Source organism: Hypericibacter terrae (assembly GCF_008728855.1).
GTDB classification, from domain to species: Bacteria; Pseudomonadota; Alphaproteobacteria; order Dongiales; family Dongiaceae; genus Hypericibacter; species Hypericibacter terrae.
On record NZ_CP042906.1, the window covers coordinates 2,721,160 to 2,745,368 of the forward strand.

Sequence of the window (24,209 nt, forward strand, 5' to 3'; positions counted from 1 at the left end):
GAGCGCAACGCCATGACTGATGTCGCCCTGGCGGCCGGCGAGGCGCGGGCACGCCACCGTCTGGGCCTGGTGATGGTCACGGCCTCGGCCATCTTCTGGAGCAGCGGCGGCTTCTTCACCCGGCTGATCACGCTCGATCTCTGGACCATGCTGGCCTGGCGCGGGCTGTTCGGCGGGCTCTTCATCCTGCTGTTCATGATCTGGGACGCGAAGTCCCAGAAGCGCCGGCTGTTCCGCCCGATGGGCTGGCCCGGACTCATCGTCACGATGCTGAACACCGGCGGCATGATGGCCTTCGTCGGCTCGCTGCGGCTGACCGCGGTGGCCGACGTCACCGTGATCTATGCGACCTTGCCCTTCATGACCGCGCCGATCGTCTGGCTCTGGTTCAAGGAGCGGCCCTCGGTCCGCACGCTGCTGGCGGGGGTCGTGGCAGTCGGTGGCGTCGCCATCATGGTCGGCGGCGCCTCGCGCGGCAGCGACAGCAGCCTCGCGGGCTGCACTCTGGCTTTCCTCATGACAATGACCATGGCGGTCACCACCAGCATCACGCGGCGCTATCCGGGCGTGCCGATGATCCAGGCGGCCGGGCTCTCATGCTTCATCGGCTCGGCGATCTGTTTCACCATGGCAGGACCGGTGGACGCCATCACGCCGGTCGACTTCGTGAACCTGGCGCTGTTCGGGCTGTTCAATATGGGGCTGGGCCTGGCGCTCTACATGATGGGTGCCAAATACATTCCCGCGGCCGAGGCGGCGCTGCTCAGCATCCTCGAGACGCCCTTGGCGCCGCTCTGGGTCTGGATCTTCTTTGCGGAGGTGCCGCGCGATGCGACGCTCTGGGGCGGGGCCGTGGTGCTCGCGGCCGTCCTGTGGCAGATCCTCGGCGACGCGCAGCGAAGCCGGGCTCGAGGGGGATCCTGAGAAACCCATCCAGTATTTTACATAATATACATTATGCGACTCAAGGATAGCAACGCCTGGGCCCGCAAGGGCTTATGAAGCACTGACCCCGCCTCCCACCGGCCTGCTCATCGAAAGGTTCGTTCCCGTGACGGAAGCCATCACCACGCCGCCCAAAGCCAGCACCACCGCGTTCCCGATCCTGGGCGCGATCAGCTTCTGCCACATGCTGAACGACATGATGCAGTCGCTGCTGCCGGCGATCTATCCGATCCTCAAGGGCGGCTTCGATCTGAGCTTCGGGCAGATCGGCCTGCTGACGCTGACCTACCAGATCACGGCCTCGCTGCTGCAGCCTCTGATCGGCCTCTTCACCGACCGCCGGCCGCAGCCCTACTCGCTGCCCTTCGGCATGGGCTCGACCCTGGTCGGGCTGGTCACGCTGGCTTTCGCCGTGAACTACCCGATGCTGCTGCTGGGCGCCGCCTTCCTCGGGGTCGGTTCCTCGATCTTCCATCCGGAATCCTCGCGCCTGGCGCGGCTGGCTTCGGGCGGCGCCCATGGGCTGGCGCAGTCGCTGTTCCAGGTCGGCGGCAATCTGGGGTCCGCGCTGGGGCCGCTCCTGGCGGCCTTCTTCATCCTGCCGCGCGGCCAGAGCAGCCTTGCCTGGTTCGCGCTGGCGGCGCTGGGCGGCATGGCCGTGCTGACGCTGCTGGGGCACTGGTACAAGAGCCAGGGCCATGCCCGCCCGCCCGGCCGCCGTGTTCATGTCGGACATGCCACGCTCTCGGGCGTCCAGGTGAAGCGCGCGGTGCTGGTGCTGATCGCGCTGATCTTCTCCAAATATTTCTATCTGGCGAGCATCTTCAGCTACTACACCTTCTACCTGATGCATCGCTTCGCCCTGGAGACGCGCGACGCACAGATCTATCTCTTCGTCTTCCTGGCAGCGGCCGCGGTGGGCACCGTCGTTGGCGGTCCGGTCGGCGACCGGATCGGCCGCAAGAAGGTCATCTGGGCCTCGATCGTGGGGATACTGCCCTTCACGCTGGTGCTGCCCTATGTCGGGCTGACGGCGACCGTGGCCCTCAGCGTGGTGATCGGGCTGGTGCTGTCCTCGGCCTTCTCGGCGATCGTCGTCTATGCGCAGGAGCTGATGCCCGGCCGGGTCGGCATGGTATCCGGCCTGTTCTTCGGCTTCGCCTTCGGCATGGGCGGCATCGGCGCGGCGGCGCTGGGGGCGCTCGCCGACTGGACCAGCATCGAATTCGTCTACCGGGTCTGCGCCTTCCTGCCCGTGATCGGGCTGCTCACGGCGCTGCTTCCCGACATGGAGGGCGGCAGGCCGAAGGAGGTTTCGCGATGACCCAGCCGAAGCCCAAGGCGGCCCCGCCCGAGAGCCTCGCGCCGATCGACCGCCTGCTCGCCATCATGGCGCGGCTGCGCGATCCCGACGCCGGCTGTCCCTGGGACCTCGAGCAGGATTTCCCGACCATCGTCCCGCATACGATCGAGGAAGCCTATGAGGTCGCCGACGCCATCGAGCGCGGCCAGATGGAGGAGCTCAAGAGCGAGCTGGGCGACTTGATGTTCCAGGTCGTGTTCTACGCCCAGATGGCCCGCGAGCGCGGCCTCTATGGCTTCGACGACATCGTGCGGGCGGTCAACGACAAGATGATCCGCCGGCATCCCCACGTGTTCGCCGACGCGGCCATCGATAGCGCCGGCGCCCAGACGGTGGCCTGGGAGGAGCAGAAGGCCGGCGAGCGCGCCGCGGAGGCCGCCGCCAAGGGCGCCGCCCCCAGCCAGCTCGACGGCTTGCCGCTCGCCCTGCCCGCCCTGACCCGGGCCGCCAAGCTGCAGAGGCGCGCCGCGCGCATCGGCTTCGACTGGCCCGAAGCGGCTCAGGTGCTCGACAAGATCGTCGAGGAAATCGCCGAGGTCAGAGCGGAGATGGTCGATGGCGCGGGCAAGGACCGGCTGGCGGACGAGGTCGGCGATCTGCTCTTCGCGGTGACCAATCTGGCGCGCCATCTGGAGCTCGATCCCGAGCAGACCTTGCGCGGCGCCAACGCCAAATTCGAGCGCCGCTTCCGCCGCGTGGAAGCCCTCGCCGCCGCGGAGCATGGCGCCGGCGCCCGCCCCGGCCTGGACGCGCTCGAGGCGCTCTGGCAGCGAGTCAAGCAGGAAGAGCGCGAGCTTCGCCGCCGTCCGAAGACGGATCGCCCGCGTCGGCCCGATGCGAGCGCCTAGGGCTCGATCAGCGGGATGTGAGGTGCCGCCGTCCGCGGCAGATGTCCGGTCAGCCGCGGGTCGTCATGCACCTCGACGGCATAGGCATAGGGCCGGAAGCCGGAGCGGCGATAGAACGCCAATGCTGAGGGATGATCGAAGCTACAGGTATGGACCCAGAAGCGGCGGATCGGGTGGGCCCAGGCCAATGCGATCGCCTGGTCCATGAGAAAGCGGCCGGCGCCCCGCCCGATCGCCTCGGGCACCACGCCGAAGAACGCCAGCTCGCATTGGCCCTCTTCGCGGAAGTCGAGCTCCAGCAGGCCGATTTCGGCGCCGCCGTCACGGAGCGTGTAGACCTCGACTTTCGGGTCGGTGAGGATCCGGCGCAGCCGCTCGTCGGGCATCACCAGCCGCGAGAACCACATCCAGTCCTGCCCGATGCGGCGAAACAGAGCGCGATAGCTGTGGAGGTCGGGCTGCGCGATCCGCTGCAGCGACAGGGCGCTGCGCGTCGAGGGTTGCGGTTTCGGCGCCGGCCTCTCGGTCATCTCGAGGCAGGTCACCAGATTGGCGAGCTTGCCGGGAGACAGCACCGAGTAGCCATCTTGAAGCGATGATTTATTATTATCCATAATAGATTATCGGACGTTCCTGATGTTATAAATTAAACTCTCAATCCTTCATCAGCAACTGGATCAGGCTCGAGGTATCCCAGCGACCGCCGCCCCGCGCCTGGACCGCGGCGTAGAACTGATCGACCAGAGCGGTCACCGGAAGGCGCGCGCCGTTACGCTTCGCCTCTGTCAGACATATATCAAGATCCTTCCGCATCCAATTGACAGCGAAGCCGAAATTGAACTTGCCCTCCGCCATCGTCAGGGCCCGGTTCTCCATCTGCCAGGACTGGGCGGCCCCTTTCGAGATGGTGTCGATCACGAGCTTTGGATCGAGGCCGGCCTTGAGGGCGAAATTGACGCCTTCGGACAGTCCCTGCACCAGCCCGGCGATGCAGATCTGGTTGACCATCTTGGTGAGCTGCCCGGCGCCGACCGGCCCCAGCAGGGTGCAGGCCCGGGCATAGGCGTCGATGACGGGCTTCACCCGGTCGAATTGCGCCGGATCGCCCCCGACCATGACCGTGAGCTTGCCGTTCTCGGCCCCCGCCTGCCCGCCCGAGACGGGCGCGTCGAGGAAGCCGAGCCCGAGGCCTGACGCGGTCTCGGCGCTCTCCCGCGCGACCTCCGCCGAGGCGGTGGTGTGATCGACGAAGACGCTGCCCTTCGCCATGCCGGCGAAAGCGCCATCGGGGCCCTTGAGGATCGAGCGCAGGTCGTCGTCATTGCCGACGCAGGCAAACACGATTTCGGCCCCTTTGGCCGCCGCCGCCGGGGTCGGCGCGGACTTGCCGCCATGCTTGGCGACCCAATCCTGGGCGCGGGCCGCCGTGCGGTTGAAGACGGTCACCTTGTGGCCGGCCTTGGCCAGATGGCCCGCCATCGGAAAGCCCATGACCCCGAGGCCAAGGAAAGCGACGTTCTGCGACATGAGTGCGGCTCCGATTTTCGGGTGACGGCCGGCATCTTAGCGGCGAGCCATGGCGCTGCAAGCGACGCATTCCTGCGGTCACCGCGAGGTAAGCCGCTGTCACTGCGGTGGGTTGAAGCGCCGGCGGCGCTGTGGCTCCATGCGGCGCGCCCCACTCACGCCAGAGGCATCATGAAACTGTTCGAGCCCATCAAGATCGGCCGCCTTACCCTGCCCAACCGCGTCGTCATGGCCCCCATGACCCGCAACCGCGCCGTGGCCGGCCATGTCCCGACCGCGCTCAACGCGGTCTATTACCGGCAGCGCGCGAGCGCCGGCCTCATCATCACCGAAGGCTCGCAGGTTTCGCCGCAGGGCATCGGCTACCCCAACACGCCGGGGATCCATACCGCCGAGCAGGTGAAGGGCTGGCGCGCCGTCACCGATGCGGTGCATCAGGCCGGCGGCCGCATCTTCCTGCAGCTCTGGCATGTGGGCCGGACCTCGCATCCCAGCATGCAGCCCAACGGCGACTTGCCGGTGTCCTCTTCCGCGATCGCGCCCGAGGGCGAGATCTACACCGACAGCGGGATGAAGCCCTATGTGGCGCCCCGCGCGCTCGGCACCGCCGAGGTGAAGAAGGTGGTCGAGGATTTCCGGCATGGCGCGCGCTGCTCGCTCGAGGCCGGCTTCGACGGCGTCGAGATCCATGGCGCCAACGGCTATATCGTCGAGCAGTTCCTGGTGAACGGCACCAACAAGCGCGACGATGTCTATGGCGGCTCGGTCGAGAACCGCACCCGCTTCCTTGCCGAGGTGACGCAGGCCGCCTGCGATGTCTGGGGCCCGGACCGCGTCGGCGTCAGATTGTCGCCCAATGGCGTCTTCGGCAGCTCGGCCGACAGCGACCGGCGCGCGATCTTCCATCATGCGGCCAAAGTGCTGGATGGCTTCGGCCTCGCCTATCTCCATCTGATCGATTTCTACCCGGACGATCCCGAGCCCGCCGGCGGCTATATCCTGCCGCGCGAGATGCGGGCCTTCTTCCACGGGCCGATCATGACCAACGGCGGCTATACGCACGAGAAGGCGGAGGCGACCTTGCAGCGGGGCGACGCCGACCTGATCTCGTTCGGCGCGAGCTTCATCGCCAATCCCGATTTGCCGGAGCGGCTGCGCCGCAACCTGCCGCTCAATCCGCCCGATCCCGATAGCTTCTATGGCGGCGACGCCAAGGGCTATACCGACTATCCGGCGCTCGAGAAGACCGCGGCCAACTAGGCCGGGATCACTCGTCCTCGAGCAGCAGGCGGTGCAGGGCGACCCAGCTGGTTTCGTCGGGCGCCATCAGCAGCCCCACGGCCTGCGTCAGGGCAGCGCGATAGGGGCTGCGGTCGAGATAGCGGCCGGTGCCGCCGGCTTCCCGATGGATCAGGACGCCGGGCGCGTGGTCCCAGGGCATCAGCTTGGTGAAGAGCGTGAAATCCGCCTCGCCCTTGGCAAGGCGCAGATATTCATGGGCCGCCGCCCGCAGCGACTTGACCGGACGCACCCGGTCGCGGCGCGACTGCACGCGTCGGCCGAGCGCCGGATCGCCGAAGAATCCGGCGTTCAGCGTTCCCCTCAGATCGCCCGGATCGGCAGGCGGCGCGGCGACGGCCAGCCGGCGACCCGTGCCATGGCCATCGAGCCAGGCCCCCTCGCCCTTCGCGGCGGTCGCCGTGCTCTGGGCGACGGGATCGTGAATCCAGGCGGCGACCGGCTCGCCGCGATCGAGCAGCGCCACCATCACGCCGAAGAGCGGGCGACCCTCGGCGAAGTTGCTGGTGCCGTCGATCGGGTCGATCACCCAGGCCGATCGGGCGGCGGCGAGTTGCTCCAGCAATCCCGGATCGGCCGCCGCGGCCTCCTCGCCCACCACCAGGGCTTCCGGCATCAGCGCGGCCAGGATCGGTGTCAGGCGACGCTCCATGGCCTCGTCGGCGACGGTGACGAGATCGCCGGGCCCCTTCTCGCGCACGTCGGCGGAGCTCAGCTTGGTGAAGCGCGGCATGACCTCCTCGGCCGCCGCTTGCGCGATCAGGACCGAGACCTTGTCGATGTCGAGCTTCATGCCGGTGCTACGGGATAGAGGCGCTGATAGCGGCCGACGTCGGCCGGATCGAGCCGGACGTCGAGATAGGCGAACGCCTCGTCGTCGCGCCGGGTCAGGACCTCGCCATGGCTGTAGAGCCAGGCCAAAGCCGCGCCCTCGCCATGCGGCACCTTGAAATGCCCGATCTGGCGCTGCGAGGCGAGGCGCTGGTCGATGTCCGCCAGCAACCGGTCGGTACCCTCGCCGGTCAGGGCCGAGAGCGCCACCGCATGGGCCTGACGCTCGGCCTGCTCCAGCACGGTCTCGCGGTCTCCCGGTTCCAGGAGATCGATCTTGTTCAGGACCTCGATCATGTCGCCGTCGAGGCGCGTCTCGAGGCCCAGTTCCTTGAGCACCTTGATCACTTCCTGCTGCTGCAGCGTGGTCTCGGGATGGGCCACGTCGCGCACATGAAGGATGATGTCGGCGGCGCTGACCTCTTCGAGCGTAGCGCGGAAGGCCGCCACCAGATCGGTCGGCAGATCGGAAATGAATCCGACCGTGTCCGAGAGGATGATATCGCGGCCCGATGGCAGCTTCACCACCCGCATGGTCGGGTCGAGGGTGGCGAACAGCAGGTCCTTCGCCATCACCGTGGCGTTGGTGAGGCGATTGAACAGCGTCGATTTTCCGGCGTTGGTGTAGCCCACCAGCGCCACCACCGGATAAGGCACGCGCTTGCGCGCCTCGCGATGGAGCCCGCGCGTGCGCTTGACCTCGGCTAGCTCCTTCTTGAGGCGGGCGATCCGTTCGCCGATCAGGCGGCGGTCGATCTCGAGCTGGGATTCGCCGGGGCCGCCGATGAATCCGAAGCCGCCGCGCTGGCGTTCCAGATGGGTCCAGGATCGCACCAGCCGGCTGCGCTGATAGCTGAGCGCGGCGAGCTCGACCTGGAGCTGGCCCTCGCGCGTCCGCGCGCGCGCGCCGAAGATCTCGAGGATCAGGCCGGTCCGGTCGATGACCTTGCAGCTCCAGGCGCGCTCGAGATTGCGCTGCTGCACCGGCGACAGCGGCCAATCGACGATCGCGAGCTTGATGTCCTGTTCCTCGATCAGGCCATGCAGCCGCTCGACCGCGCCCGAACCGATCAGGGTCGCGGGCTTCGGTTCGGCGACCCGGACCGTTTCCGCATGCACCACATCGAGGTCGATCGCGCGGGCAAGGCCCTCGGCCTCGGCCAATCGCGCTTCGGGTTCGCGGCCCGGGGCCACGGGACCCCGCATGACCGGCGTCAGGACGGTGCAGCGCTCGCCGCGGACCACTCCATCGCCGCTACCGCCATTGGGACGTGCCTCCACTTACTCTTCTTCGCCCTCCTTGGCGCCTTCGAAGAGCTGCACGGGCTGGGCCGGCATGATGGTGGAGATGGCGTGCTTGTAGACGAGCTGCGAATGCGCGTCACGGCGCAGCAGCACCGAAAAATTATCGAACCAGGTGACGATGCCCTGCAGCTTCACGCCGTTCACCAGGAACACGGTGACCGGCACCTTGCCCTTCCGAATGTGATTCAGGAAAACGTCCTGAACGTTCTGCGATTTTTCCGTAGCCATTGGCTCCCTCTTTTTCTGAAGTGTTCTCGGGGCCCGGTCTTGTTGGGACCTGGAGCCGGCGCGGAGCCGGCGTGGGGTCCATGGACAATCCCTATTGGGCGTCGGGACGGAGGCAAACGCGTCCCGGAATTGCCGACTTGCTAGCACAAAACGGCAATTTCAGGAAACTCTAAAGTTTGTCAACGAGTTGGCGCAGTTCGTCACAACTTTGAAAATGCAGCATTTCCGCGATTGTGACGAATTCGCCGGACTGCGGCGGCTCGGCGCGGATCAGAAGCGGGACACAGCCGCTGTCGCGCGCGCAGATCATGTCGAGGTCGGTGTCCCCCACGAACCAGACATCGGCTCCCGGCGGCACCGGGCCGCCTTCGAGCGCCATTAAAACCGGTTCAGGTGCCGGCTTGTCGCGCGCCGCGTCCCCGGCCCCGACCACCCGGCCGAAGAAACGGTTCCAATCGAGATGATCGGCTTCCTTGCGCAAGAAGGGGCCGCGCTTGTTGCTGACCACACCCTGATAGACTCCTCGTTCCGCCAATGCCGCCAGCAGCGCTTCCGCCCCCGGCAGGGCCTCCAGCAGCTCCATATGGCGCGACTGGAACCGGTCATAGAAGATCTTCTCGGCTTCCGGCCAGCGCGTGCCGAACATCCCGGGGAAGCTGTCGCGCAACGAGGCCTTCACCCGCTCCCGGGTCTGAGCCAGGGTCCAGGCCTCCTGCCCCATCGCCACCAGCGTGGTGTTGAGGGCGTCGGCGATCACGCCCCAACTGTCGACCAGCGTGTTGTCCCAATCCCAAAGGACCGCACGTGGCAGCCGCAATCCGCCCTTGCCGGCAGTGCTGGGTGTCATGGGGCCGCCGTCAGATCACGACCGGCGCTTCGAGCGCCGCGGCGACATAGATCTCGCGCAACCGGCGCGTCATTGGGCCGGGCTTGCCCTCGCCCACCGGCTTGCCGTCGATCCGCGTGATCGGCAGCACGAAGCTCGACGAGCTGGAGAGGAAGGCCTCGCGCGCGCGCATCGCCTCCTCGCGGCTGAAGGCGCGCTGCTCGAAGGTGAGCCCTTCGCCTTCCATCAGCTTGATCACGCGCTGACGAGTGATGCCGTTGAGGATCGCAGCCCCGGCGTCATGCGTCACCAGCTTGCCGTCGCTGGTGACGATCCAGGCGTTGGTCGAGCTGCCTTCGGTGATGTTGTCGTCATCGTCGACCAGCCAGGCTTCGAAGACGCCGGCGACCGTCGCCTGCTGCTTCGCCAGCAGGTTGGGCAGCAGGTTGAGCGATTTGATGTCGCAGCGCTCCCAGCGGATGTCCCGGGTCGTCATTACCGAGACTCCCTCCTCGATCTGCTTGGCCGAGGGCGGCCGCGACCGGCGCATGGTCGCGACGAAGGCCGTCTTCGTCTTCGCCGGGAATTTATGGTCGCGGGGCGCCACGCCGCGCGTGGCCTGGAAATAGAGCAAGGCGTCGCTCAACCCGTTGCGGCGCACCAGCTCGCGCAGGACCAGCTTCAGGGCGGCGCGCGACATGGGCGGCGCGATCTGCAGCTCGCGCAGCGAATAGTCGAACCGGTCGAGATGCGGATCCTCGTCCAGCAGACGGCCACGATAGAGCGGCACCACCTCATAGACGCCGTCGGCGAACTGATAGCCGCGATCCTCGATATGGACCTGGGCCTGGGAGAGCGGCAGGTAGCGGCCATTGACATAGGCGATGCGGGACATGGCGAGACGAACCTGAGGGATGACGATGGGCGAAGAGGGCGATCAGGTGGCAGATGTTTGATTGTTTTGTCCCTTCCCCCTTCAGGAGGAAGGTTAGGAAGGGGGGAAGGCGCGGTCCCAATTCATCGCGTCTTCCCCTTCCCTAACCCTCCCCCGCAAGCAGGAGAGGGAACAAGCGTCTGTGTTCAAAAAAACTCCAGCCTGACAGAGAACATTTTCTCGACCTTCGGCACGGATTCGGCAATGGCGAACATCACCACCCGGTCCTCGGGCTTGATGACCGTGTCGCCGCGCGGAACGATCATGCTGTCGCCGCGCAGGACGGCGCCGATCAGCACCCCCGGGGGCAGCTTGGCTTCGCGCAGGGGACGCCCGACCAGGGCCGAGGTCGGCAAGGCATCGACCTCGATGATCTCGCCGAAGCCGTCGCCGACGCTGTGGACCGACCGGATCCGGCCGCGGCGCACATGCTGCAATATCGTCGAGACGGTGATGGCGCGCGGACTGACCACCGCATCGATCCCGAGCTGGCCGATCAGGGAGCCATAGACCGGCTTGTTGATGAGCGCGATCGAGCGCTTGCAGCCATGCCGCTCGGCCAGAAGCGACGACAGGATGTTGACCTCGTCGTCGTTGGAGACCGCGACGATGGCCTCGGTCGATTTGACGTTGGCCTCGGCCAGGATATCCAGATCGAGCGCATCGCCATGGATCACCATGGTGCGGCCGAGGGACTGGGCCGCCTCCTCCGCCCGCTGGCGGTTGATCTCGATCAGCTTGACCTGGATGCCCGGCGAATCCCGCTCCAGGCTCTCCGCCAGGAACATGCCGATATTGCCGCCGCCCACGATGATCAGCCGGCGCGCCTCGGCCTCGTCATGGCCGAAGGCCGAGAGCGCGCGCTTCACATGCCGGCTGTCGACGACGAAATAGACCTCGTCGCCGACCAGCATCCGGTCCTCGCCGGTGGGCACGATCCGGCGTTCGCCGCGCCGGATCGCCACCACGGACATGGCGAGATCGGGAAAGAGTTCGGTCAGCTGGCGCAGCGGCGTGTCGACCACCGGGCAGTTCTCGTCGCAGCGCAGGCCCACCAGCGTGATGCGCCCGTCGGAGAGCGGGATGGCGTCGAAGGCCCCCGGAATCTCGAGCCGGTGCGCGATCGCCCGCGCCACCTCGATTTCGGGCGAGATGATCTCGTCGATCGCCATGTTCTGGCGGTTGAAAAGCTCGGAATAGCCGCGCTGGAGATAGTTCTGGGCCCGTACCCGCGCGATCCGCCGCGGCACCTCGAACAGCGCATGCGCCACCTGGCAGGCGACCATGTTGACTTCGTCGTAATGCGTGACGGCGATCAGCAGATCGGCATCGCGGGCGCCCGCCTGTTCCAGCACGTCGGGATGGGAGGCGTAGCCGACGACACCCTGCACATCCAGCGTGTCGCTGATCTGCTCGATCAGGCGGGCCTCGGTGTCGATCAGCGTGACGTCGTTCTCCTCGCGCGAGAGGTAGCGCGCGATGTTGAAACCGACCTGGCCGGCCCCGCAGATGATGACCTTCATGGGCCAAGGCGCCCCGTCACGGTCACCCTTCGACCCGCTCTCGGTCGTTGGTGACGATCCCGAGTGCGCGCAGCTTGCGATGCAGCGCCGAACGCTCCATGCCGATGAAGGCGGCCGTGCGCGATATGTTGCCGCCGAAGCGGGCCACCTGCGCATCGAGATAATGCCGTTCGAACAGCTCGCGCGCCTCGCGCAGCGGCAGCGACATGATCTCGCCGTTGCCGAAGGCGCCCAGCGTGGCCGAGGTCTCGCCGGCGATCTCGGGCGGCATCATGCGGGCGACGATCGGCTCGGTCGCATCGCCGGGCGCCATGATCAGGAGCCAGTCGATCACGTTGCGGAGCTGGCGCACATTGCCCGGCCAGTCATAGGTCTGCAGCACCGCCAGCGCGTCCTCGCCGAAGCGGCGCACCGGCACGCCGGACATCTCCGCCGCCCGTCCCATCAGATACTGCGCCAGCATCGGGATATCCTCGCGCCGCTCCTTGAGCGAGGGCACACGCAACGGCACCACGTTCAGCCGGTAATAGAGGTCCTGGCGGAAACGGCCCTGGACGATCTCCTGCGCCAGATCGCGGTTGGTCGCGGCGATGACGCGGACATCGACCTCGACCCGGCGATTGCCGCCGACGCGGTTGAAAGTCTGCTCCTGCAGGACCCTGACGATCTTGCCCTGGGTCTCGAGCGGCATGTCGGAGACCTCGTCGAGGAGCAGGGTTCCGCCATGGGCCTGCTCCAGCGTGCCGATCTTGGCGGGCCCGTGCTCCTCGCTCTCCTCATGACCGAAGAGCTCGACCTCCAGCCGGTCGGGATGCATGGTGGCGCAGTTGAGCGCCACGAAGGGTCCGTCGATGCGCCGCGACAGACGGTGCAGCATGCGCGCCGCCACTTCCTTGCCCGAGCCCGCCGGGCCGGTGATCAGCACGCGGCTGCCGGTCGGCGCCACCCGCTCGATCGCCTGGCGCAGCTGCGCCACGATCGAGCAACTGCCGATCAGCTCCGCATCGCTGCCGCTGCGCTGGCGCAATTCGTCGTTCTCGCGCCGCAGCCGCATGGCCTCGATCGCGCGCGCGATCACCAGCAGCAGCCGGTCGGCCTTGAAGGGCTTCTCGATGAAGTCGTAGGCGCCTTCCTTGATCGCGGCGACGGCCGTCTCGACATTGCCATGGCCGCTGATCATCACCACCGGCAGGTTGGGATGATCGCGCTTGATCAGCGTCAGCAGCTGCATGCCGTCGAGGGCGCTGCCCTGAAGCCAGATGTCGAGGAGCACCAGGCTCGGCCGCCGGCGCGCGATCGCCTCGAACGCGCCCGTGCTGTCCGCCGCCTCGCGGGTCTCATACCCCTCGTCCTTGAGGACGCCGGCCAGCAGCAGCCGGATGTCGGCCTCGTCGTCGACGATCAGGATATCAAGTGCCATGAGCCATGCTCTTGTTCGTCATATCCACCGGCGGCTCGGCCGCCCTTTCCGCTCCCATCGGGAACAAGAGCCGGACCACCGCGCCCCCGCCCGCCCGGTCGGCGAGTTGCAGTTGGCCGCCATGGTCTTCCATGATTTTCTTAACGATAGCAAGGCCCAGACCCGTTCCTTTGGCGCGCGTCGTGACATAGGGCTCGGTCAGACGCTCGCGCCCCGAAGCCGGAAGCCCACGGCCATTGTCGGCGACGGCCAGGATCACCTTGTCGGCCTGGACCTCCAGGCTGAGCTCGATCTCGCCCCGCGGCAATGCTTCACCCGGTTGCGCCTGGCGGCCGTCGATGGCGTCGACGGCGTTCTGCAGCAGATTGGTCAGCGCCTGGCTCACCTGCCGGGAGTCGCAGACCACGATGACAGGCTCGTCGGGCAAACGGGTGTGATATTGCACGGCGGCATTGGCGGTGCGCTGCAAAAACAGGGCCTGGCGGCACAGATCCAGCAGGTTTTCCGGCCGCAACACGGGTGCCGGCATCCGCGCGAAGGATGAGAATTCGTCCACCATCCGGCCGATGTCGCCCACCTGACGGACGATCGTGTCGGTGCAGACGATGAAGGTCTCGGGATCCGTCGTGATCTGTTTCAGATATTTCCGCTTGAGCCGCTCGGCCGAGAGCTGGATCGGCGTCAGCGGGTTCTTGATCTCGTGCGCGATGCGTCGTGCGACATCGGCCCAGGCGGCCTTGCGCTGCGCCGACATGAGCTCGGTCACGTCGTCCACCGTCACCACCAGCCGGATCAGGTCGCCCTCGTCGAGCTCGCTCACCACCCTGACGATCATGGTCCGGGTCTCGCTGCCGCGCGTGATCTGGATCTGACCTTCGGCCGGGCGGCCCAGGCGGCGGCGACCCTGCTCGATCACGGGCGCCAGCTCGGGGATGACCTCGCCCAGCGGCCGCCCGACGGCCCCGAGCAGGTCGCTATGCAGCAACAGCGAGGCCGAGCGGTTCGGGAGGCGGATGCGACCCTCGTCGTCGAGGCCGATCACGCCGGCGGAGACGCCCGATAGCACCAGCTCGGTGAAGCGGCGGCGTTCGTCCAGCTCGCGGTTGGTCGAGAGGAGCTCGTTATGCTGGCTCTCGAGCTGGCCGGTCATGCGGTTGAAGGTGCGCGACAAAGCGCCGATCTCGTCGTCGGCCGCGGCTTCCGGAACGCGCGCCGCCAGGTCGCCCAGGGAAATGCGCTCGGAGGCCGACACCAGGTCGCCGATCGGGCGCGCCAGCTGCGTCGCGACGATGAGCGCGAGCCAGACCGCCGCCAGCAGCATCAGCAGCGCGATCACGATGAAGATCAGCACGAAGGTGATCTGCAGGCCCGACCGCCTTCCCTCCAGCTCCTCATAGAGCTGGGCCGCGCCCTCGGTCGCGTTCAGATGCGCGATCACCCGCGGATCGACCAGCCGGCCCACGAAGAGGTAGGTGTCCGACACGGGGTCGAGCTGCACCAGGGCGCGCACCCGGTCGCCGGTGTCGGAAGGCAGCAGCACCAGATCGCCCTGATGCGCGCGGGCGATCGCCCAGTTCGGCAGGTCGGGATCGAACTCCATCACCAGATTGAAGCCGGCGCTGGCGAGAACCTGCGCCTGGCTGTTGATCAGCACCGCCTCGTTGAGGCCGCGCGCGCGGACATGGAAGTCCATCAGCCGCTCGAAGCGCTGGCGGTTGACCATGAGGAACGGGCCCTCGCGGCGCAGATCCTCGGCCATGGCGAGCACGTCGCCGCCGATATTGCGCTGATGCTCCTCGAGATAGGCGCGCGCGACCACCAGGGAGTCGTGGACCGCGGTCCGCACCCGGTCCGAGAACCAGGCTTCCATGCCGAGATTGAGGAACAGCGTCGAGAACAGGGCGATAATGATGGTGGGCGTCACCGCCAGCAGGCTGAACAGCATCACCAGGCGGGCATGGAGGCGGGCGCCGGCAAGGCCGCGCCGGCGTTCGAGCCAGAGGATCACGAGGCGCCGTGCGACGACCGTGCCCAGCGCCAGCAGGATCACCAGATCGCCCAGCAACAGCAGCAGCACGATGCGCGGATTGGTGCGCATCCCGAAGCTGCCGCTCATTGAGATGAAGGTCGCCACGCCCGAGACAAGCGCCAGCACGAGCAGCGCTATAGAAAGCTTGCGCTCGAGGTAGTGGCGACGCGCCCAGTCAAGAAATGACCGATAAAGCGGCTCGGGGCTCCAAGAGCGTCCCGCCGCAGCGCTCGGCGCGGTGTCGTCGGCCTGCATTGCCTTTCAGGCCCTGGCTAAATCGTCATGTCGGGCTGGAGTGGTCCGGGATGCCAGGAGAGCCCTACTTTAAGCCGCGCAGGACGGATATGTCCAATTCCCGGATTTTCTTGCGCAAAGTGTTCCGATTCAGCCCCAGCATCTCGGCCGCCCGGATCTGGTTCCCCCGCGTCGCCTCCAGCGAAAGCTGGATCAGCGGGCGCTCGATCTCGCGCAAGACCCGGTCATAGAGGCCCCGGGCCGGCAACCCATGGGTATGGGCGGCGAAATAGTCCCGCAAATGGCGCTCGGCCGCCGTGGCCAGCGACTCGCTCGTCGCCTTGCCGGGGGTCGCGGCGCTGGCGATCGCGGCCAGCTCCCGGGCCACGATGTCGGCGCCGATGACGTCTTCGCCATAGATGACCGCGACCCGGCGGACCAGGTTCTCGAGTTCGCGGACATTGCCCGGCCATTCGTAGCGCTGCAGCCGCTCGATCGCGGCGGCGTCGAACATCTTGGCGCTGCCGCCCTCCTCCGTCGCCCGGTTGAGGAAATGCCGCACCAGGTCGGGAATGTCCTCGATGCGCTCCCGCAAGGGCGGCAGCCGCAAGGGCACGACATTGAGGCGGTAATAGAGATCCTCCCGGAACTGGCCGCGGCGCACCTGCTCGCGCAGGTCGCGATGGGTGGCGGCGACGATGCGCAGATCCGCCCGGATCGCCTCGCGGCCGCCCACGGTGGTGAACTCGCCTTCCTGCAGCACGCGCAGGAGCCGGGTCTGGGCCTCGAGCGGCATGTCGCCGATCTCGTCGAGGAACAGCGTGCCGCCCGCCGCCTGCTCGAACCGGCCGGTCGCCTTGTTGATGGCGCCGGTGAAGGAGCCGCGCTCGTGGCCGAAGAGATCGCTCTCGATCAGGTCGCGCGGAATGGCCGCCATGTTGACGGCGACGAAGGGACCTTTGCGCCGGCGGCCATAGTCATGCAATGCCCGTGCGATCAGCTCCTTGCCGGTGCCGGATTCGCCGGTCAGCAGGACCGTGAGATCGCTCGTCATCAACCGCGCCAGGAGCCGGTAGATCTCCTGCATGGCGGGCGAGCGGCCGACGATCGGCAGCGCCTCCTCGTCGCCCAGGTTGGCGACGACCAGGGTCGGCTTCGAGCGCGAGAGCGCGCGTTCGACGGCGTTGCGCAAGTCGCCCAGGTCGAACGGCTTGGCCAGGTAATCGAAGGCGCCGCCTTCGGTCGCCTTGACCGCCGTGAGCAGCGTGTTGCGCGCGCTCATCACGATCACGCGCAGATCGGGCCGCAGCTTGCGGATGCGCGGCAGCAGGTCCAGGCCGTTCTCGTCGGGCATCACCACGTCGGTAATGACCAGATCGCCGGCCCCGTCCTTGACCCAGCGCCAGAGCGTCGCGGCGTCGCCCGCGGTGCGGACCTGATGGCCCAGGCGCCCCAGCGCCTCGGTCAGGACGGTGCGAATGGCGCGGTCGTCGTCGGCGACGAGAATGGTGTTGGCGGCCATGGCGTCAGTTCTCCACCGCGGCCGGCAGCAGCACGATGAAGACCGTGCGGCCGGGCACGCTCTCGAATTCGATAGCGCCGCCGTGATCGGCGACGATCTTGGCGGCGAGCGCCAGTCCGAGGCCCTTGCCCGTGGCCTTGCTGGTCACGAACGGATCGAACAGCCTTGCCTGCAGCGCGTCCGGCACGCCGCTCCCGTTGTCCTCGATCGAGACCGCGAGCGGCAGATGCGGCGCGGCACCGCCGCCGGGTCGCGTCAGCTTGGCGCCCTGGCGATAGCGGGTGATCAGGCGGATGCGGCCGGTCTTGGGTTGGGTCGCCTCGGCGGCATTCTTGAAGAGGTTGAGGAAGAGTTGGATCAGAAGGTCGCGATGTCCATGCAGCAGCGGCAGCGACGGGTCGTAGTCGGCGATGACGGTGCGCCCATCGGCGACACCGGCCTCGCCCAGATGGCGCACATGATCCAGCACCTCATGGATATTGAGCGTGCTGAAGGCCACGGGTGCGGCTTGCGCGAACATCTCCATGCGATCGACCAGCCCGCGAATACGGTCGGCCTCCTCGCGGATCAGGGCCGCCAGCATCTGACGGCTCGGCGGCAGATCGGGCTCGATCAACTGTGCCGCACCCCGGATGCCGGAGAGCGGATTCTTGATCTCATGGGCCAGCAATGCGGCCATCGCATTGAGCGAGCGCACCGCGCCCTGCTGCTGCGCCTGGCGGTCGAGACCGCGCGCGATCAGGCGCTCGCGCAACAGAATGGCGACCCAGCCGGAGCGGTTCGCCAGGGGCGCCAGATCGACCGCCGCCTCGCGCCGGCCGAAGCGGGGCGATTCCACGACGCAGGCTTCTTCGGAGAGGGCCACCCCGTCCTGGCGCACCTGATGCACCAGCGCCAGCAGCGGCGAATCCCCGACCAGGATTTCCGTGAGCGCGCGCCCCCGCAGATGGGCGGCGCTGGCACCGAGAAACTGCTCGGCTGCCCCGTTCACCACGCCGATGCGATCGGCGTCGTCCAGCGCGATCAGGGGCAGCGGCAGCGCCTCGAGCAGCTCGCTCGCGGCGGGTCCGTCCTGATTGGCGGGGCCGCGCGGATCGTCGCCCGCATTGCCCTTGTCGGAATTGAGGTCGCGCGCGGCGACAGCGCGGACCGGAACCAGGGTTGCCGTCCGCGCGCTCATCTCAGGCGGCCTCGCGCTCGAGCAGGGGCATGTAGAAATCGTTCAACAGTCGCTCGACCTGGTCGGGGGTGTCGCAGCGATTGATCGCAGTCCGGAACTCCGAGGAACCGAACAGGCCCTTCGAATACCAGGCGAAATGCTTGCGCGCGATCTTGACGCCGGTCGCGATACCGTAATGCGAGAGCATGTCGCGGTAATGCGCCAGCACCGTCTCGAACTGCCGGAGCAGCGGCGGATCGGGCAGGCGCTCGCCGGTCCGCAGGAAATGCATCACCTGCTTGAGGAACCAGGGGCGGCCATAGGCGCCGCGCCCCACCATCACGCCGTCGGCGCCCGAAAGCCGCAGGGCTTCGGCGGCTTCATCGAGCGTGGTGATGTCGCCATTGACGACGACCGGGATCTTCACCGCTTCCTTGACCTGCCGCACGAAGCTCCAATCGGCGGAGCCGGCATAGAACTGGCAGCGGGTGCGGCCATGGATCGTGACCATGCGGATGCCGGACTGCTCGGCGATGCGCGCGAGGTTCGGCGCGTTGCGGTTGGCATCGTCCCAGCCCATGCGCATCTTCAGCGTCACCGGCAAGGCGACCGCCTTCACCGTCGCTTCGAGAATGCGCGCCGCATGCAGCTCGTCGCGCATCAGCGCCGAGCCGGCATGGCCGTTCACGACCTTCTTCACCGGGCAGCCGAAATTGATGTCGATGATGGCGGCGCCGCGATCTTCGTTGAGCTTCGCCGCCTCGCCCATCACCTCGGGCTCGCAACCCGCGAGCTGGACCGCCATCGGCGATTCCTCCGGGACGGTCTCGGCCATCTTCAGGGACTGGCGCGAATGACGGATCATCGCCTGGCTCGCGATCATCTCGGACACGACGAGACCCGCGCCCCAGCCCTTGACCAGGCGGCGAAACGGCAGATCCGTGACGCCCGACATGGGCGCCAGAATCACCGGGTCTTCGAGGCGATGCTGGCCGATCTCAATGCCCATAATTTGGGCAGCTCCCGCGAATGCACATAGTTTGGGCATATCGCCCCATCGGCCCTACTATGGCGCGATCTTTGCTGCACTGCAATAGCTAGAAATTCTTATGTGCTGCAGCAACTTAACTGTAGATGCCGGAAAGTCCTCGGGAAGATCAGGAAAGGATGATCTGGGTCACGACTTTCACGCCGGGATAGGCCAGCGTGAGGAGGAGATAGGCGAGCAACGCGATTCGCGCGGCTCTGCGGCCGCGCAGGCCGCTGACGCGATGCAGCAGCAACAGGATCCCGATGACGACAAAGGCCAGCAGCGAGAAGACCGTCTTGTGGTCGAGCACAAGCAGCCGGTGCGCCTCCATATATTCCGTCGCCATTCCGGTCAGGAGCCCGACGCCCAGCACGAAGAGGCCGACCGCCATGAGCCGCACCTCGAGCGTTTCGCAATCGGTCATCGAGGGCAGCGCGCGCGTGAGCGCCGTGGGTCGCTTCGCCTTCAAGGCGCGCTCCTGCAGGAACAGCGCGAGGCTCGCGACCGCGGCCAAGGTGACGAGCCCGTAAGTCGAGACCGAGATCAGGATATGAAGATCGAGCCAGGCCGTCGCGGCACCGGCCGAAATCGGCGCCGAAGGCAACCCGGCCACACAGGTCGCGAGCAACCCCAGCAACAGCAGATAGGGCAGCAACAGAAGCGACAGCCGCAGGCTCTCGCGCACCAGGGCCCCCAGTGCGGCAAAGATCAGCAGGCAGGCGGCGATCGTCGCCCAGAGCGCCTGCGACAGGCCGGGCGTCCAGCCATGGCCCTGATGGACCGCAACCACCGTGCAGGCCCCGGCGATCGCGACCGCCAGCAGCACCCAGAAGGACGACAACGCCGCACCGGGCCGCCGCCAGACCAGCAGCGTCACGGGCAGCAGCGCCACCACCGCTCCGAGGCTCAACAGATAGCCGTTCGTCAACTCGTCGCCGCTCATGGCGCGGCACTATAGTGGCCGACCCTGAAGCCCGCCACCGGTGGCGCTATTGTCCCCTCTCCCGCTTTGCGGGAGAGGGCCAGGGAGAGGCCTGCACCGACAGTCGCAGCGAGTGGCTTTTGGTACCGAGCAGCCCCCTCCCTGGCCCTCCCCCGTTCCGGTGGAGGGGAGAAGTGGAGACCTTGGCAAGCTCCGCCCTTGGCACTAGCTTCGCCGGCATCATGCTTCGCCAGACCCATCCTGAGAGAGCCTCGTGAGCGGGACGATCGCGCTGATCGTCGCGGCGGGCCGGGGCGCACGCTTCGGCGGCGACATCCCCAAGCAATATCGCGCCTTGGGCGGCCGCGCCGTGCTGCGCCATGCGGTGGAGCGCCTGCTGGCTCATCCCGGGATCGCCGATGTCCGCGTCGTGATCTCGCCCGAGGATCGCGCCCGCTATGATGCGGCGGTCGCCGGCCTCACGCTGCTGGCCCCCGTCGCCGGCGGCGCCACGCGCCAGCAGTCGGTTCGCAACGGGCTCGAGAGCCTGGCGCCCCTGCAGCCCGAGGCTGTCCTGATCCATGATGCCGCCCGCCCCTTTCTCGATGACGGCGTGATCGATCGCGTGATCGCCGGCATCGGCCGCGCGCCCGGCGCCATCGCGGCACTTCCCGTCGTCGACACCATCAAGCGGGCGAAGGATCCCGCGGGCCCCAGCCCCCGGATCGAGGCCACCACCAGCCGCGACCGGCTCTGGCGCGCCCAGACGCCGCAAGGCTTTCGCTTCGATGCCATTCTCCAAGCCCATCGCGCGGCCTCCGGCACCGAGCATACCGACGATGCCGCGGTCGCCGAGGCGACGGGGCTGGCGGTCGAGCTGGTCATGGGCAGCGAAGAGAATTTCAAGATCACGACGGAGGGCGATTTGCAGCGTGCCGAAAGGCTGCTGGGCGGAGGCGGCTGGGAATATCGCAGCGCCGGCGGTTACGACGTTCATCGCTTCGCGCCCGGCGACGCCATCATGCTCTGCGGCATTCGCGTGCCTCACAGCGCGGCGCTGGAGGGCCACTCCGACGCGGATGTGGGCTTGCATGCGCTGACCGACGCGCTCCTGGGTGCCATCGGCGCCGGCGACATCGGCCAGCATTTCCCGCCGAGCGATCCGAAATGGCGCGGCGCGGATTCTTCCAAGTTCCTGGCCCATGCCGGCGAGCTGGTCGCCGCCAAGGGCGGGCGCATCGCCCATCTCGATGTGACGATCATCTGCGAGCGCCCCAAGGTCGGGCCCCATCGCGCGGCGATGGTCGAGCGCATTGCGGCCATCCTCGGCCTCGAGACGGGCCGCGTCAGCGTCAAGGCCACGACGACCGAAGGGCTGGGCTTCACCGGCCGCGGCGAGGGCATCGCCGCGCAGGCGACGGCGACGGTGGCGCTGCCCGCATGACGACGGACCCCGCGATCGCGCCCGCCGACCTCCTGGAGCGCTATCGGCGCGCCGGCAAGAAGATCGCGACTGCCGAATCCTGCACCGGCGGCATGGTGGCGGCGGCACTGACCGACATTGCCGGTTCGTCGGACGTGGTCGACCGCGGCTTCGTCACCTACTCGAACGAAGCGAAGACCGAACTGATCGACGTGCCGGCCGAGCTGATCCAGCGCGTCGGCGCCGTCAGCGCCGAGGTCGCCCTGGCCATGGCCAAAGGCGCCCTCGTCCATTCCCATGCCGACATGGCGGTCTCGATCACCGGAATCGCCGGACCCGGCGGCGGTTCGGCCACGAAGCCGGTCGGCCTCGTCTGGTTCGGGCTCGCGAACCGTGGCGGCGGAACCCTGGTCGAGAAGCGCAACTTTACCGGCGATCGTGCCGCGATCCGCCGGCAGGCCGTTGCCACGGCCCTCGCCCTCCTCGAGTACGCGATCTCCGAGTGACGCCGAAGCGCCGGCCCTTCGGCATCGATTTCAGCGGTGCCCGGTTGGCCGGCAAGGCGATCTGGATCGCCGAGGGCCGGCTCGACGGCAGGAACCGCGTGGAGCTGGTGGACTGCTGCCCGGCCTCCGCGCTGCCGGACTCCGGCGCGGATCGAGCTCTCGCCCTCGCCGCCTTGCGCCGGCTGATCGCGGGCACGCCCGACGGAATCTTCGGCTGCGATTTTCCGGTCGGGCTGCCGCGCGCTGTGCTTGAAGGCGCCGACTGGAAGGGCTTCATCGGCGGCTTCCATCGTCATGAGCATGCCGAAGCGTTCCGCGAAAACTGCCGGCGCCTCGCCAAGGGCAAAGAGATCAGGCGCGATACCGACAGGATCGCGAAGACGCCCTTCTGCGCCTGGAACCTGCGGCTCTATCGTCAGACCTATCACGGCCTGGCCGACATCGTGGCGCCGCTCCACCGCGAGCGCCTGGCCAGCGTCATCTCGGTCGAGCCGCCGCACCCCAGACGCGCATGGATCGTGGAAACCTGTCCGGCCTCGGTGCTGAAGCGGCTGGATCTCTATCGGTCCTATAAGGGCAGGAGCCCTTCCGCGCGCAGCATGCGCCGCGATATCGTCACGGCGCTGATCGAACGCGGCTACCTCCTGTCCCCTTCCCGCTCGCAGCGTGACCGCCTGATCGAAGACCAGGGCGGCGACGCGCTGGACAGCGTGATCGCCTGCCTCGCCGCCGGAGCAACGCTGCGTCAACTGAACGGACCGATCGGTGAGACCGACCGGATCGAGGGGAAGGTCTTCTTCGAGCTTTGAGGGGGCGCCGCTATTCGCGGATCAACACCAGCGCGCCGGCCGGCACCGTGAAGGATTCCTCGCCGCCGGCGCCGGCGAAATCGACGTCATAGGCCGAGGGCGGATTGCCATAGGCCTCGAGCACCGTACCGATGGTCATGCGCCGCACCGGCACTTCGGCGCAGGTGGTCCGCAGCAGGACCCGGTCATATTCGGCGAACTTTGCCATCGGAGTGACTCCTCGAATCATGCTGGCGGGGGGACCAGCCATGAATGACATGGTTCCTTGCTACGCCAGTCTCGAGACGAGGCGGGATGTCATAGTTGTGGCGGATCCGCGCGAAAGTTGTGGGGAATCGCGCTGCAGGTTGTGTTCTAGAGCCGACGTTCAGGATTGAGTCGTCGGTGCGGTCTGGGTCACATGCCACAGCACGCCGCTCGGATCGAACATGAAAGCGACCTTGCCGCCCCAGGCTTGCAGACGCGGTGCGACGGGCGGCCGCACGCCGTGACGCAGCACCAGGCCCTCGCGATCCAACCCGCTCCACCAGCCCTCGAGATCGGCGAGCGTGAGCTGCATCATGCAACGGGCGGCCCACTGCTCGACATGGAAGTTCTGCAGCAGGAAGGAATGATCGCCCCGCCGCAGCAATGCCACCTGCTCCGTCCCGAAGTCCAAGACGAAGCCCAACTCGAGATAGAATCGTTTGCTCGCGGCGAAATCCTTCGCCGGCGGGAAGGCGCGCAATGCCAGTGGCGATCCGTCCTGAAACATCGCGCTGCCTCTTAGGGCGTCGGGCCGGGGACCGCCGCCGGCAACAACACCGGCACGCCGGTCTGGGGATGGGTGACTGCCAGCATGGGCAGGCCATAGACCTCCCCTGCCCGCGCCGGCGTCAGGACCTCGGCCGGCCTGCCGTCGGCGACGAAGCGGCCTTTGGCGATGAGCAGCACCCGGTCGGCGAAGGCGGCGGCGAGATTGAGATCGTGGAGCGAGATCACCACCCCGCAGCCGCGCGCCGCCATGAAGCGCGCCGTCCGCAGCACCGTCTGCTGATAGGCGGGATCCAGATTCGAGACCGGCTCGTCGAGCAGCAGATAGCGCGCCTCGCCGGGCGATCCGTCGCCCCAGATCTGGGCCAGCGCGCGCGCGAGATGCACGCGCTGCTGCTCGCCGCCGGAGAGCTTGCGATAGTCGCGCCGCGCGAAGCCGGCGAGGCCGACCGCGGCCAGGGCGCCCAGCACCGCCTGGTTGTCGTCGCTGCGCACCGCATGGTCGACATGCGCGCTCCGGCCCAGTGCCACCACATCCTCGACCGTGAAGCCGAAGACCAGATGGTTGTGCTGCGGCAGCACCGAGCGGCGCCGCGCCAGGGCCACCGCCGACCATGAGGCGAGATCGCGCCCGTCGAGCGTGGCGCGGCCCGCGGCCGGCTTGAGCTCGCCCGAGAGCGCCTTCAGCAGGGTCGATTTGCCGGCGCCATTGGGACCGAGCAGGGCCAGCACCTCGCCCGGGCGGACTGCGAGGTCGGCGTCGGCGAGAACCG

The 24,209-nt window shown here is 67.6% G+C and carries 23 protein-coding genes and 1 pseudogene; 7 read left to right on the plus strand and 17 right to left on the minus strand.

The genetic code is table 11. The annotated features are described in order from the left end of the window. The first annotated feature begins 12 nt into the window (after window positions 1-12). The 3 genes from FRZ44_RS12390 to mazG all read left to right on the plus strand — a co-directional run bounded on the left by FRZ44_RS12390 (window position 13) and on the right by mazG (window position 3,156). The gene (locus FRZ44_RS12390) at window positions 13-924 is read left to right on the plus strand and encodes a DMT family transporter (protein WP_151177483.1); all 912 of its coding nucleotides are present in this window, start codon (window positions 13-15) and stop codon (window positions 922-924) included. Window positions 925-1,051: 127 nt separating this feature from the next. After that, window positions 1,052-2,269, plus strand: coding sequence for an MFS transporter (locus tag FRZ44_RS12395; RefSeq protein ID WP_225308664.1), 1,218 nt, complete (start codon window positions 1,052-1,054; stop codon window positions 2,267-2,269). Continuing rightward, window positions 2,266-3,156, plus strand: coding sequence for a nucleoside triphosphate pyrophosphohydrolase (mazG, locus tag FRZ44_RS12400; RefSeq protein ID WP_151177484.1), 891 nt, complete (start codon window positions 2,266-2,268; stop codon window positions 3,154-3,156). The genes FRZ44_RS12395 and mazG overlap by 4 nt, the downstream gene beginning before the upstream one ends. Here mazG and FRZ44_RS12405 read toward each other — a convergent pair. Then, the gene (locus tag FRZ44_RS12405; RefSeq protein WP_225308665.1) at window positions 3,153-3,731 is read right to left on the minus strand and encodes a GNAT family N-acetyltransferase; all 579 of its coding nucleotides are present in this window, start codon (window positions 3,729-3,731) and stop codon (window positions 3,153-3,155) included. The two genes, mazG and FRZ44_RS12405, sit on opposite strands and share 4 nt — an antisense overlap. 79 nt (window positions 3,732-3,810) lie before the next feature. After that, window positions 3,811-4,683: an NAD(P)-dependent oxidoreductase gene (locus FRZ44_RS12410; RefSeq protein ID WP_151177486.1), complete on the minus strand. Its 873-nt coding sequence runs from the start codon at window positions 4,681-4,683 to the stop codon at window positions 3,811-3,813. Between the two features lie 171 nt (window positions 4,684-4,854). Here FRZ44_RS12410 and FRZ44_RS12415 point away from each other — a divergent pair, with 171 nt between their 5' ends. Beyond that, entirely contained in the window at window positions 4,855-5,943 is a 1,089-nt protein-coding gene (locus FRZ44_RS12415; RefSeq protein ID WP_151177487.1) for an alkene reductase, read from the plus strand. 7 nt (window positions 5,944-5,950) lie between these two features. Here the strand turns inward: FRZ44_RS12415 and FRZ44_RS12420 are convergent, their stop codons facing one another. From FRZ44_RS12420 to FRZ44_RS12475, 12 genes are all read right to left on the minus strand, one after another. Beyond that, complete coding sequence (locus tag FRZ44_RS12420) at window positions 5,951-6,775, minus strand: inositol monophosphatase family protein (protein WP_151177488.1); 825 nt, start codon at window positions 6,773-6,775, stop codon at window positions 5,951-5,953. Continuing rightward, the gene (gene hflX, locus FRZ44_RS12425) at window positions 6,772-8,019 is read right to left on the minus strand and encodes a GTPase HflX (RefSeq protein ID WP_151180271.1); all 1,248 of its coding nucleotides are present in this window, start codon (window positions 8,017-8,019) and stop codon (window positions 6,772-6,774) included. The genes FRZ44_RS12420 and hflX overlap by 4 nt, the downstream gene beginning before the upstream one ends. A gap of 75 nt (window positions 8,020-8,094) precedes the next feature. Then, a complete protein-coding gene (gene hfq / locus FRZ44_RS12430; RefSeq protein ID WP_151177489.1) occupies window positions 8,095-8,346 on the minus strand; it encodes an RNA chaperone Hfq in 252 nt (83 codons plus the stop codon). 169 nt (window positions 8,347-8,515) lie between these two features. Beyond that, a complete protein-coding gene (locus FRZ44_RS12435; RefSeq protein ID WP_151177490.1) occupies window positions 8,516-9,193 on the minus strand; it encodes an HAD family hydrolase in 678 nt (225 codons plus the stop codon). A gap of 10 nt (window positions 9,194-9,203) precedes the next feature. Then, on the minus strand, window positions 9,204-10,067 hold the full coding sequence (gene dat / locus FRZ44_RS12440) for a D-amino-acid transaminase (RefSeq protein WP_151177491.1): 864 nt from the start codon (window positions 10,065-10,067) through the stop codon (window positions 9,204-9,206). A gap of 185 nt (window positions 10,068-10,252) precedes the next feature. Beyond that, complete coding sequence (gene trkA, locus FRZ44_RS12445; protein WP_151177492.1) at window positions 10,253-11,629, minus strand: Trk system potassium transporter TrkA; 1,377 nt, start codon at window positions 11,627-11,629, stop codon at window positions 10,253-10,255. Window positions 11,630-11,651: 22 nt separating this feature from the next. After that, on the minus strand, window positions 11,652-13,049 hold the full coding sequence (ntrX, locus tag FRZ44_RS12450) for a nitrogen assimilation response regulator NtrX (protein ID WP_151177493.1): 1,398 nt from the start codon (window positions 13,047-13,049) through the stop codon (window positions 11,652-11,654). Then, complete coding sequence (locus FRZ44_RS12455) at window positions 13,039-15,333, minus strand: sensor histidine kinase NtrY-like (RefSeq protein WP_151177494.1); 2,295 nt, start codon at window positions 15,331-15,333, stop codon at window positions 13,039-13,041. Before FRZ44_RS12455 ends, ntrX begins: the two co-directional genes overlap by 11 nt. 64 nt (window positions 15,334-15,397) lie before the next feature. Beyond that, complete coding sequence (gene ntrC / locus FRZ44_RS12460) at window positions 15,398-16,834, minus strand: nitrogen regulation protein NR(I) (protein WP_151177495.1); 1,437 nt, start codon at window positions 16,832-16,834, stop codon at window positions 15,398-15,400. A 4-nt stretch (window positions 16,835-16,838) separates the two neighbouring features. Beyond that, window positions 16,839-18,014, minus strand: coding sequence for a two-component system sensor histidine kinase NtrB (locus FRZ44_RS12465; RefSeq protein WP_151177496.1), 1,176 nt, complete (start codon window positions 18,012-18,014; stop codon window positions 16,839-16,841). Window position 18,015: 1 nt separating this feature from the next. Then, window positions 18,016-19,002, minus strand: coding sequence for a tRNA dihydrouridine synthase DusB (dusB, locus tag FRZ44_RS12470; RefSeq protein ID WP_151177497.1), 987 nt, complete (start codon window positions 19,000-19,002; stop codon window positions 18,016-18,018). 148 nt (window positions 19,003-19,150) lie between these two features. Beyond that, complete coding sequence (locus FRZ44_RS12475; RefSeq protein ID WP_225308666.1) at window positions 19,151-19,966, minus strand: cytochrome C assembly family protein; 816 nt, start codon at window positions 19,964-19,966, stop codon at window positions 19,151-19,153. A 253-nt stretch (window positions 19,967-20,219) separates the two neighbouring features. Between FRZ44_RS12475 and FRZ44_RS12480 the strand changes: the two genes are divergently transcribed. The 3 genes from FRZ44_RS12480 to FRZ44_RS12490 are packed head-to-tail and all read left to right on the plus strand — an operon-like array spanning window position 20,220 to window position 22,683. After that, complete coding sequence (locus FRZ44_RS12480) at window positions 20,220-21,389, plus strand: bifunctional 2-C-methyl-D-erythritol 4-phosphate cytidylyltransferase/2-C-methyl-D-erythritol 2,4-cyclodiphosphate synthase (protein WP_151177498.1); 1,170 nt, start codon at window positions 20,220-20,222, stop codon at window positions 21,387-21,389. Continuing rightward, window positions 21,386-21,874, plus strand: a complete 489-nt coding sequence (locus FRZ44_RS12485; RefSeq protein ID WP_151177499.1) for a CinA family protein — start codon at window positions 21,386-21,388, stop codon at window positions 21,872-21,874. Before FRZ44_RS12480 ends, FRZ44_RS12485 begins: the two co-directional genes overlap by 4 nt. Then, the gene (locus FRZ44_RS12490; protein WP_151177500.1) at window positions 21,871-22,683 is read left to right on the plus strand and encodes a DUF429 domain-containing protein; all 813 of its coding nucleotides are present in this window, start codon (window positions 21,871-21,873) and stop codon (window positions 22,681-22,683) included. Before FRZ44_RS12485 ends, FRZ44_RS12490 begins: the two co-directional genes overlap by 4 nt. Before the next feature lie 10 nt (window positions 22,684-22,693). Here FRZ44_RS12490 and FRZ44_RS12495 read toward each other — a convergent pair whose 3' ends face one another. The 3 genes and pseudogenes from FRZ44_RS12495 to FRZ44_RS12505 all read right to left on the minus strand — a co-directional run. Beyond that, entirely contained in the window at window positions 22,694-22,891 is a 198-nt protein-coding gene (locus tag FRZ44_RS12495; protein ID WP_191908556.1) for a DUF4926 domain-containing protein, read from the minus strand. Between the two features lie 159 nt (window positions 22,892-23,050). After that, window positions 23,051-23,437 (minus strand): VOC family protein, encoded by a 387-nt coding sequence (locus FRZ44_RS12500; protein ID WP_151177502.1) that lies wholly within the window; start codon window positions 23,435-23,437, stop codon window positions 23,051-23,053. Window positions 23,438-23,448: 11 nt separating this feature from the next. Further along, window positions 23,449-24,204, minus strand: a pseudogene (locus tag FRZ44_RS12505) (heme ABC transporter ATP-binding protein); the annotation flags it as partial. Between the last annotated feature and the right edge of the window lie 5 nt (window positions 24,205-24,209).

Bases quoted from the DNA above. Each gene is read 5' to 3' on its own strand.
- FRZ44_RS12390 (WP_151177483.1), top strand. From the start codon at position 13: ATGACTGATGTCGCCCTGGCGGCCGGCGAGGCGCGGGCACGCCACCGT.
- mazG (WP_151177484.1), top strand. From the start codon at position 2,266: ATGACCCAGCCGAAGCCCAAGGCGGCCCCGCCCGAGAGCCTCGCGCCG.
- FRZ44_RS12410 (WP_151177486.1), bottom strand. From the start codon at position 4,683: ATGTCGCAGAACGTCGCTTTCCTTGGCCTCGGGGTCATGGGCTTTCCG.
- FRZ44_RS12415 (WP_151177487.1), top strand. From the start codon at position 4,855: ATGAAACTGTTCGAGCCCATCAAGATCGGCCGCCTTACCCTGCCCAAC.
- FRZ44_RS12420 (WP_151177488.1), bottom strand. From the start codon at position 6,775: ATGAAGCTCGACATCGACAAGGTCTCGGTCCTGATCGCGCAAGCGGCG.
- hflX (WP_151180271.1), bottom strand. From the start codon at position 8,019: ATGCGGGGTCCCGTGGCCCCGGGCCGCGAACCCGAAGCGCGATTGGCC.
- hfq (WP_151177489.1), bottom strand. From the start codon at position 8,346: ATGGCTACGGAAAAATCGCAGAACGTTCAGGACGTTTTCCTGAATCAC.
- FRZ44_RS12435 (WP_151177490.1), bottom strand. From the start codon at position 9,193: ATGACACCCAGCACTGCCGGCAAGGGCGGATTGCGGCTGCCACGTGCG.
- dat (WP_151177491.1), bottom strand. From the start codon at position 10,067: ATGTCCCGCATCGCCTATGTCAATGGCCGCTACCTGCCGCTCTCCCAG.
- trkA (WP_151177492.1), bottom strand. From the start codon at position 11,629: ATGAAGGTCATCATCTGCGGGGCCGGCCAGGTCGGTTTCAACATCGCG.
- ntrX (WP_151177493.1), bottom strand. From the start codon at position 13,049: ATGGCACTTGATATCCTGATCGTCGACGACGAGGCCGACATCCGGCTG.
- FRZ44_RS12455 (WP_151177494.1), bottom strand. From the start codon at position 15,333: ATGCAGGCCGACGACACCGCGCCGAGCGCTGCGGCGGGACGCTCTTGG.
- ntrC (WP_151177495.1), bottom strand. From the start codon at position 16,834: ATGGCCGCCAACACCATTCTCGTCGCCGACGACGACCGCGCCATTCGC.
- FRZ44_RS12465 (WP_151177496.1), bottom strand. From the start codon at position 18,014: ATGAGCGCGCGGACGGCAACCCTGGTTCCGGTCCGCGCTGTCGCCGCG.
- dusB (WP_151177497.1), bottom strand. From the start codon at position 19,002: ATGGGCATTGAGATCGGCCAGCATCGCCTCGAAGACCCGGTGATTCTG.
- FRZ44_RS12475 (WP_225308666.1), bottom strand. From the start codon at position 19,966: ATGAGCGGCGACGAGTTGACGAACGGCTATCTGTTGAGCCTCGGAGCG.
- FRZ44_RS12485 (WP_151177499.1), top strand. From the start codon at position 21,386: ATGACGACGGACCCCGCGATCGCGCCCGCCGACCTCCTGGAGCGCTAT.
- FRZ44_RS12495 (WP_191908556.1), bottom strand. From the start codon at position 22,891: ATGGCAAAGTTCGCCGAATATGACCGGGTCCTGCTGCGGACCACCTGC.
- FRZ44_RS12500 (WP_151177502.1), bottom strand. From the start codon at position 23,437: ATGTTTCAGGACGGATCGCCACTGGCATTGCGCGCCTTCCCGCCGGCG.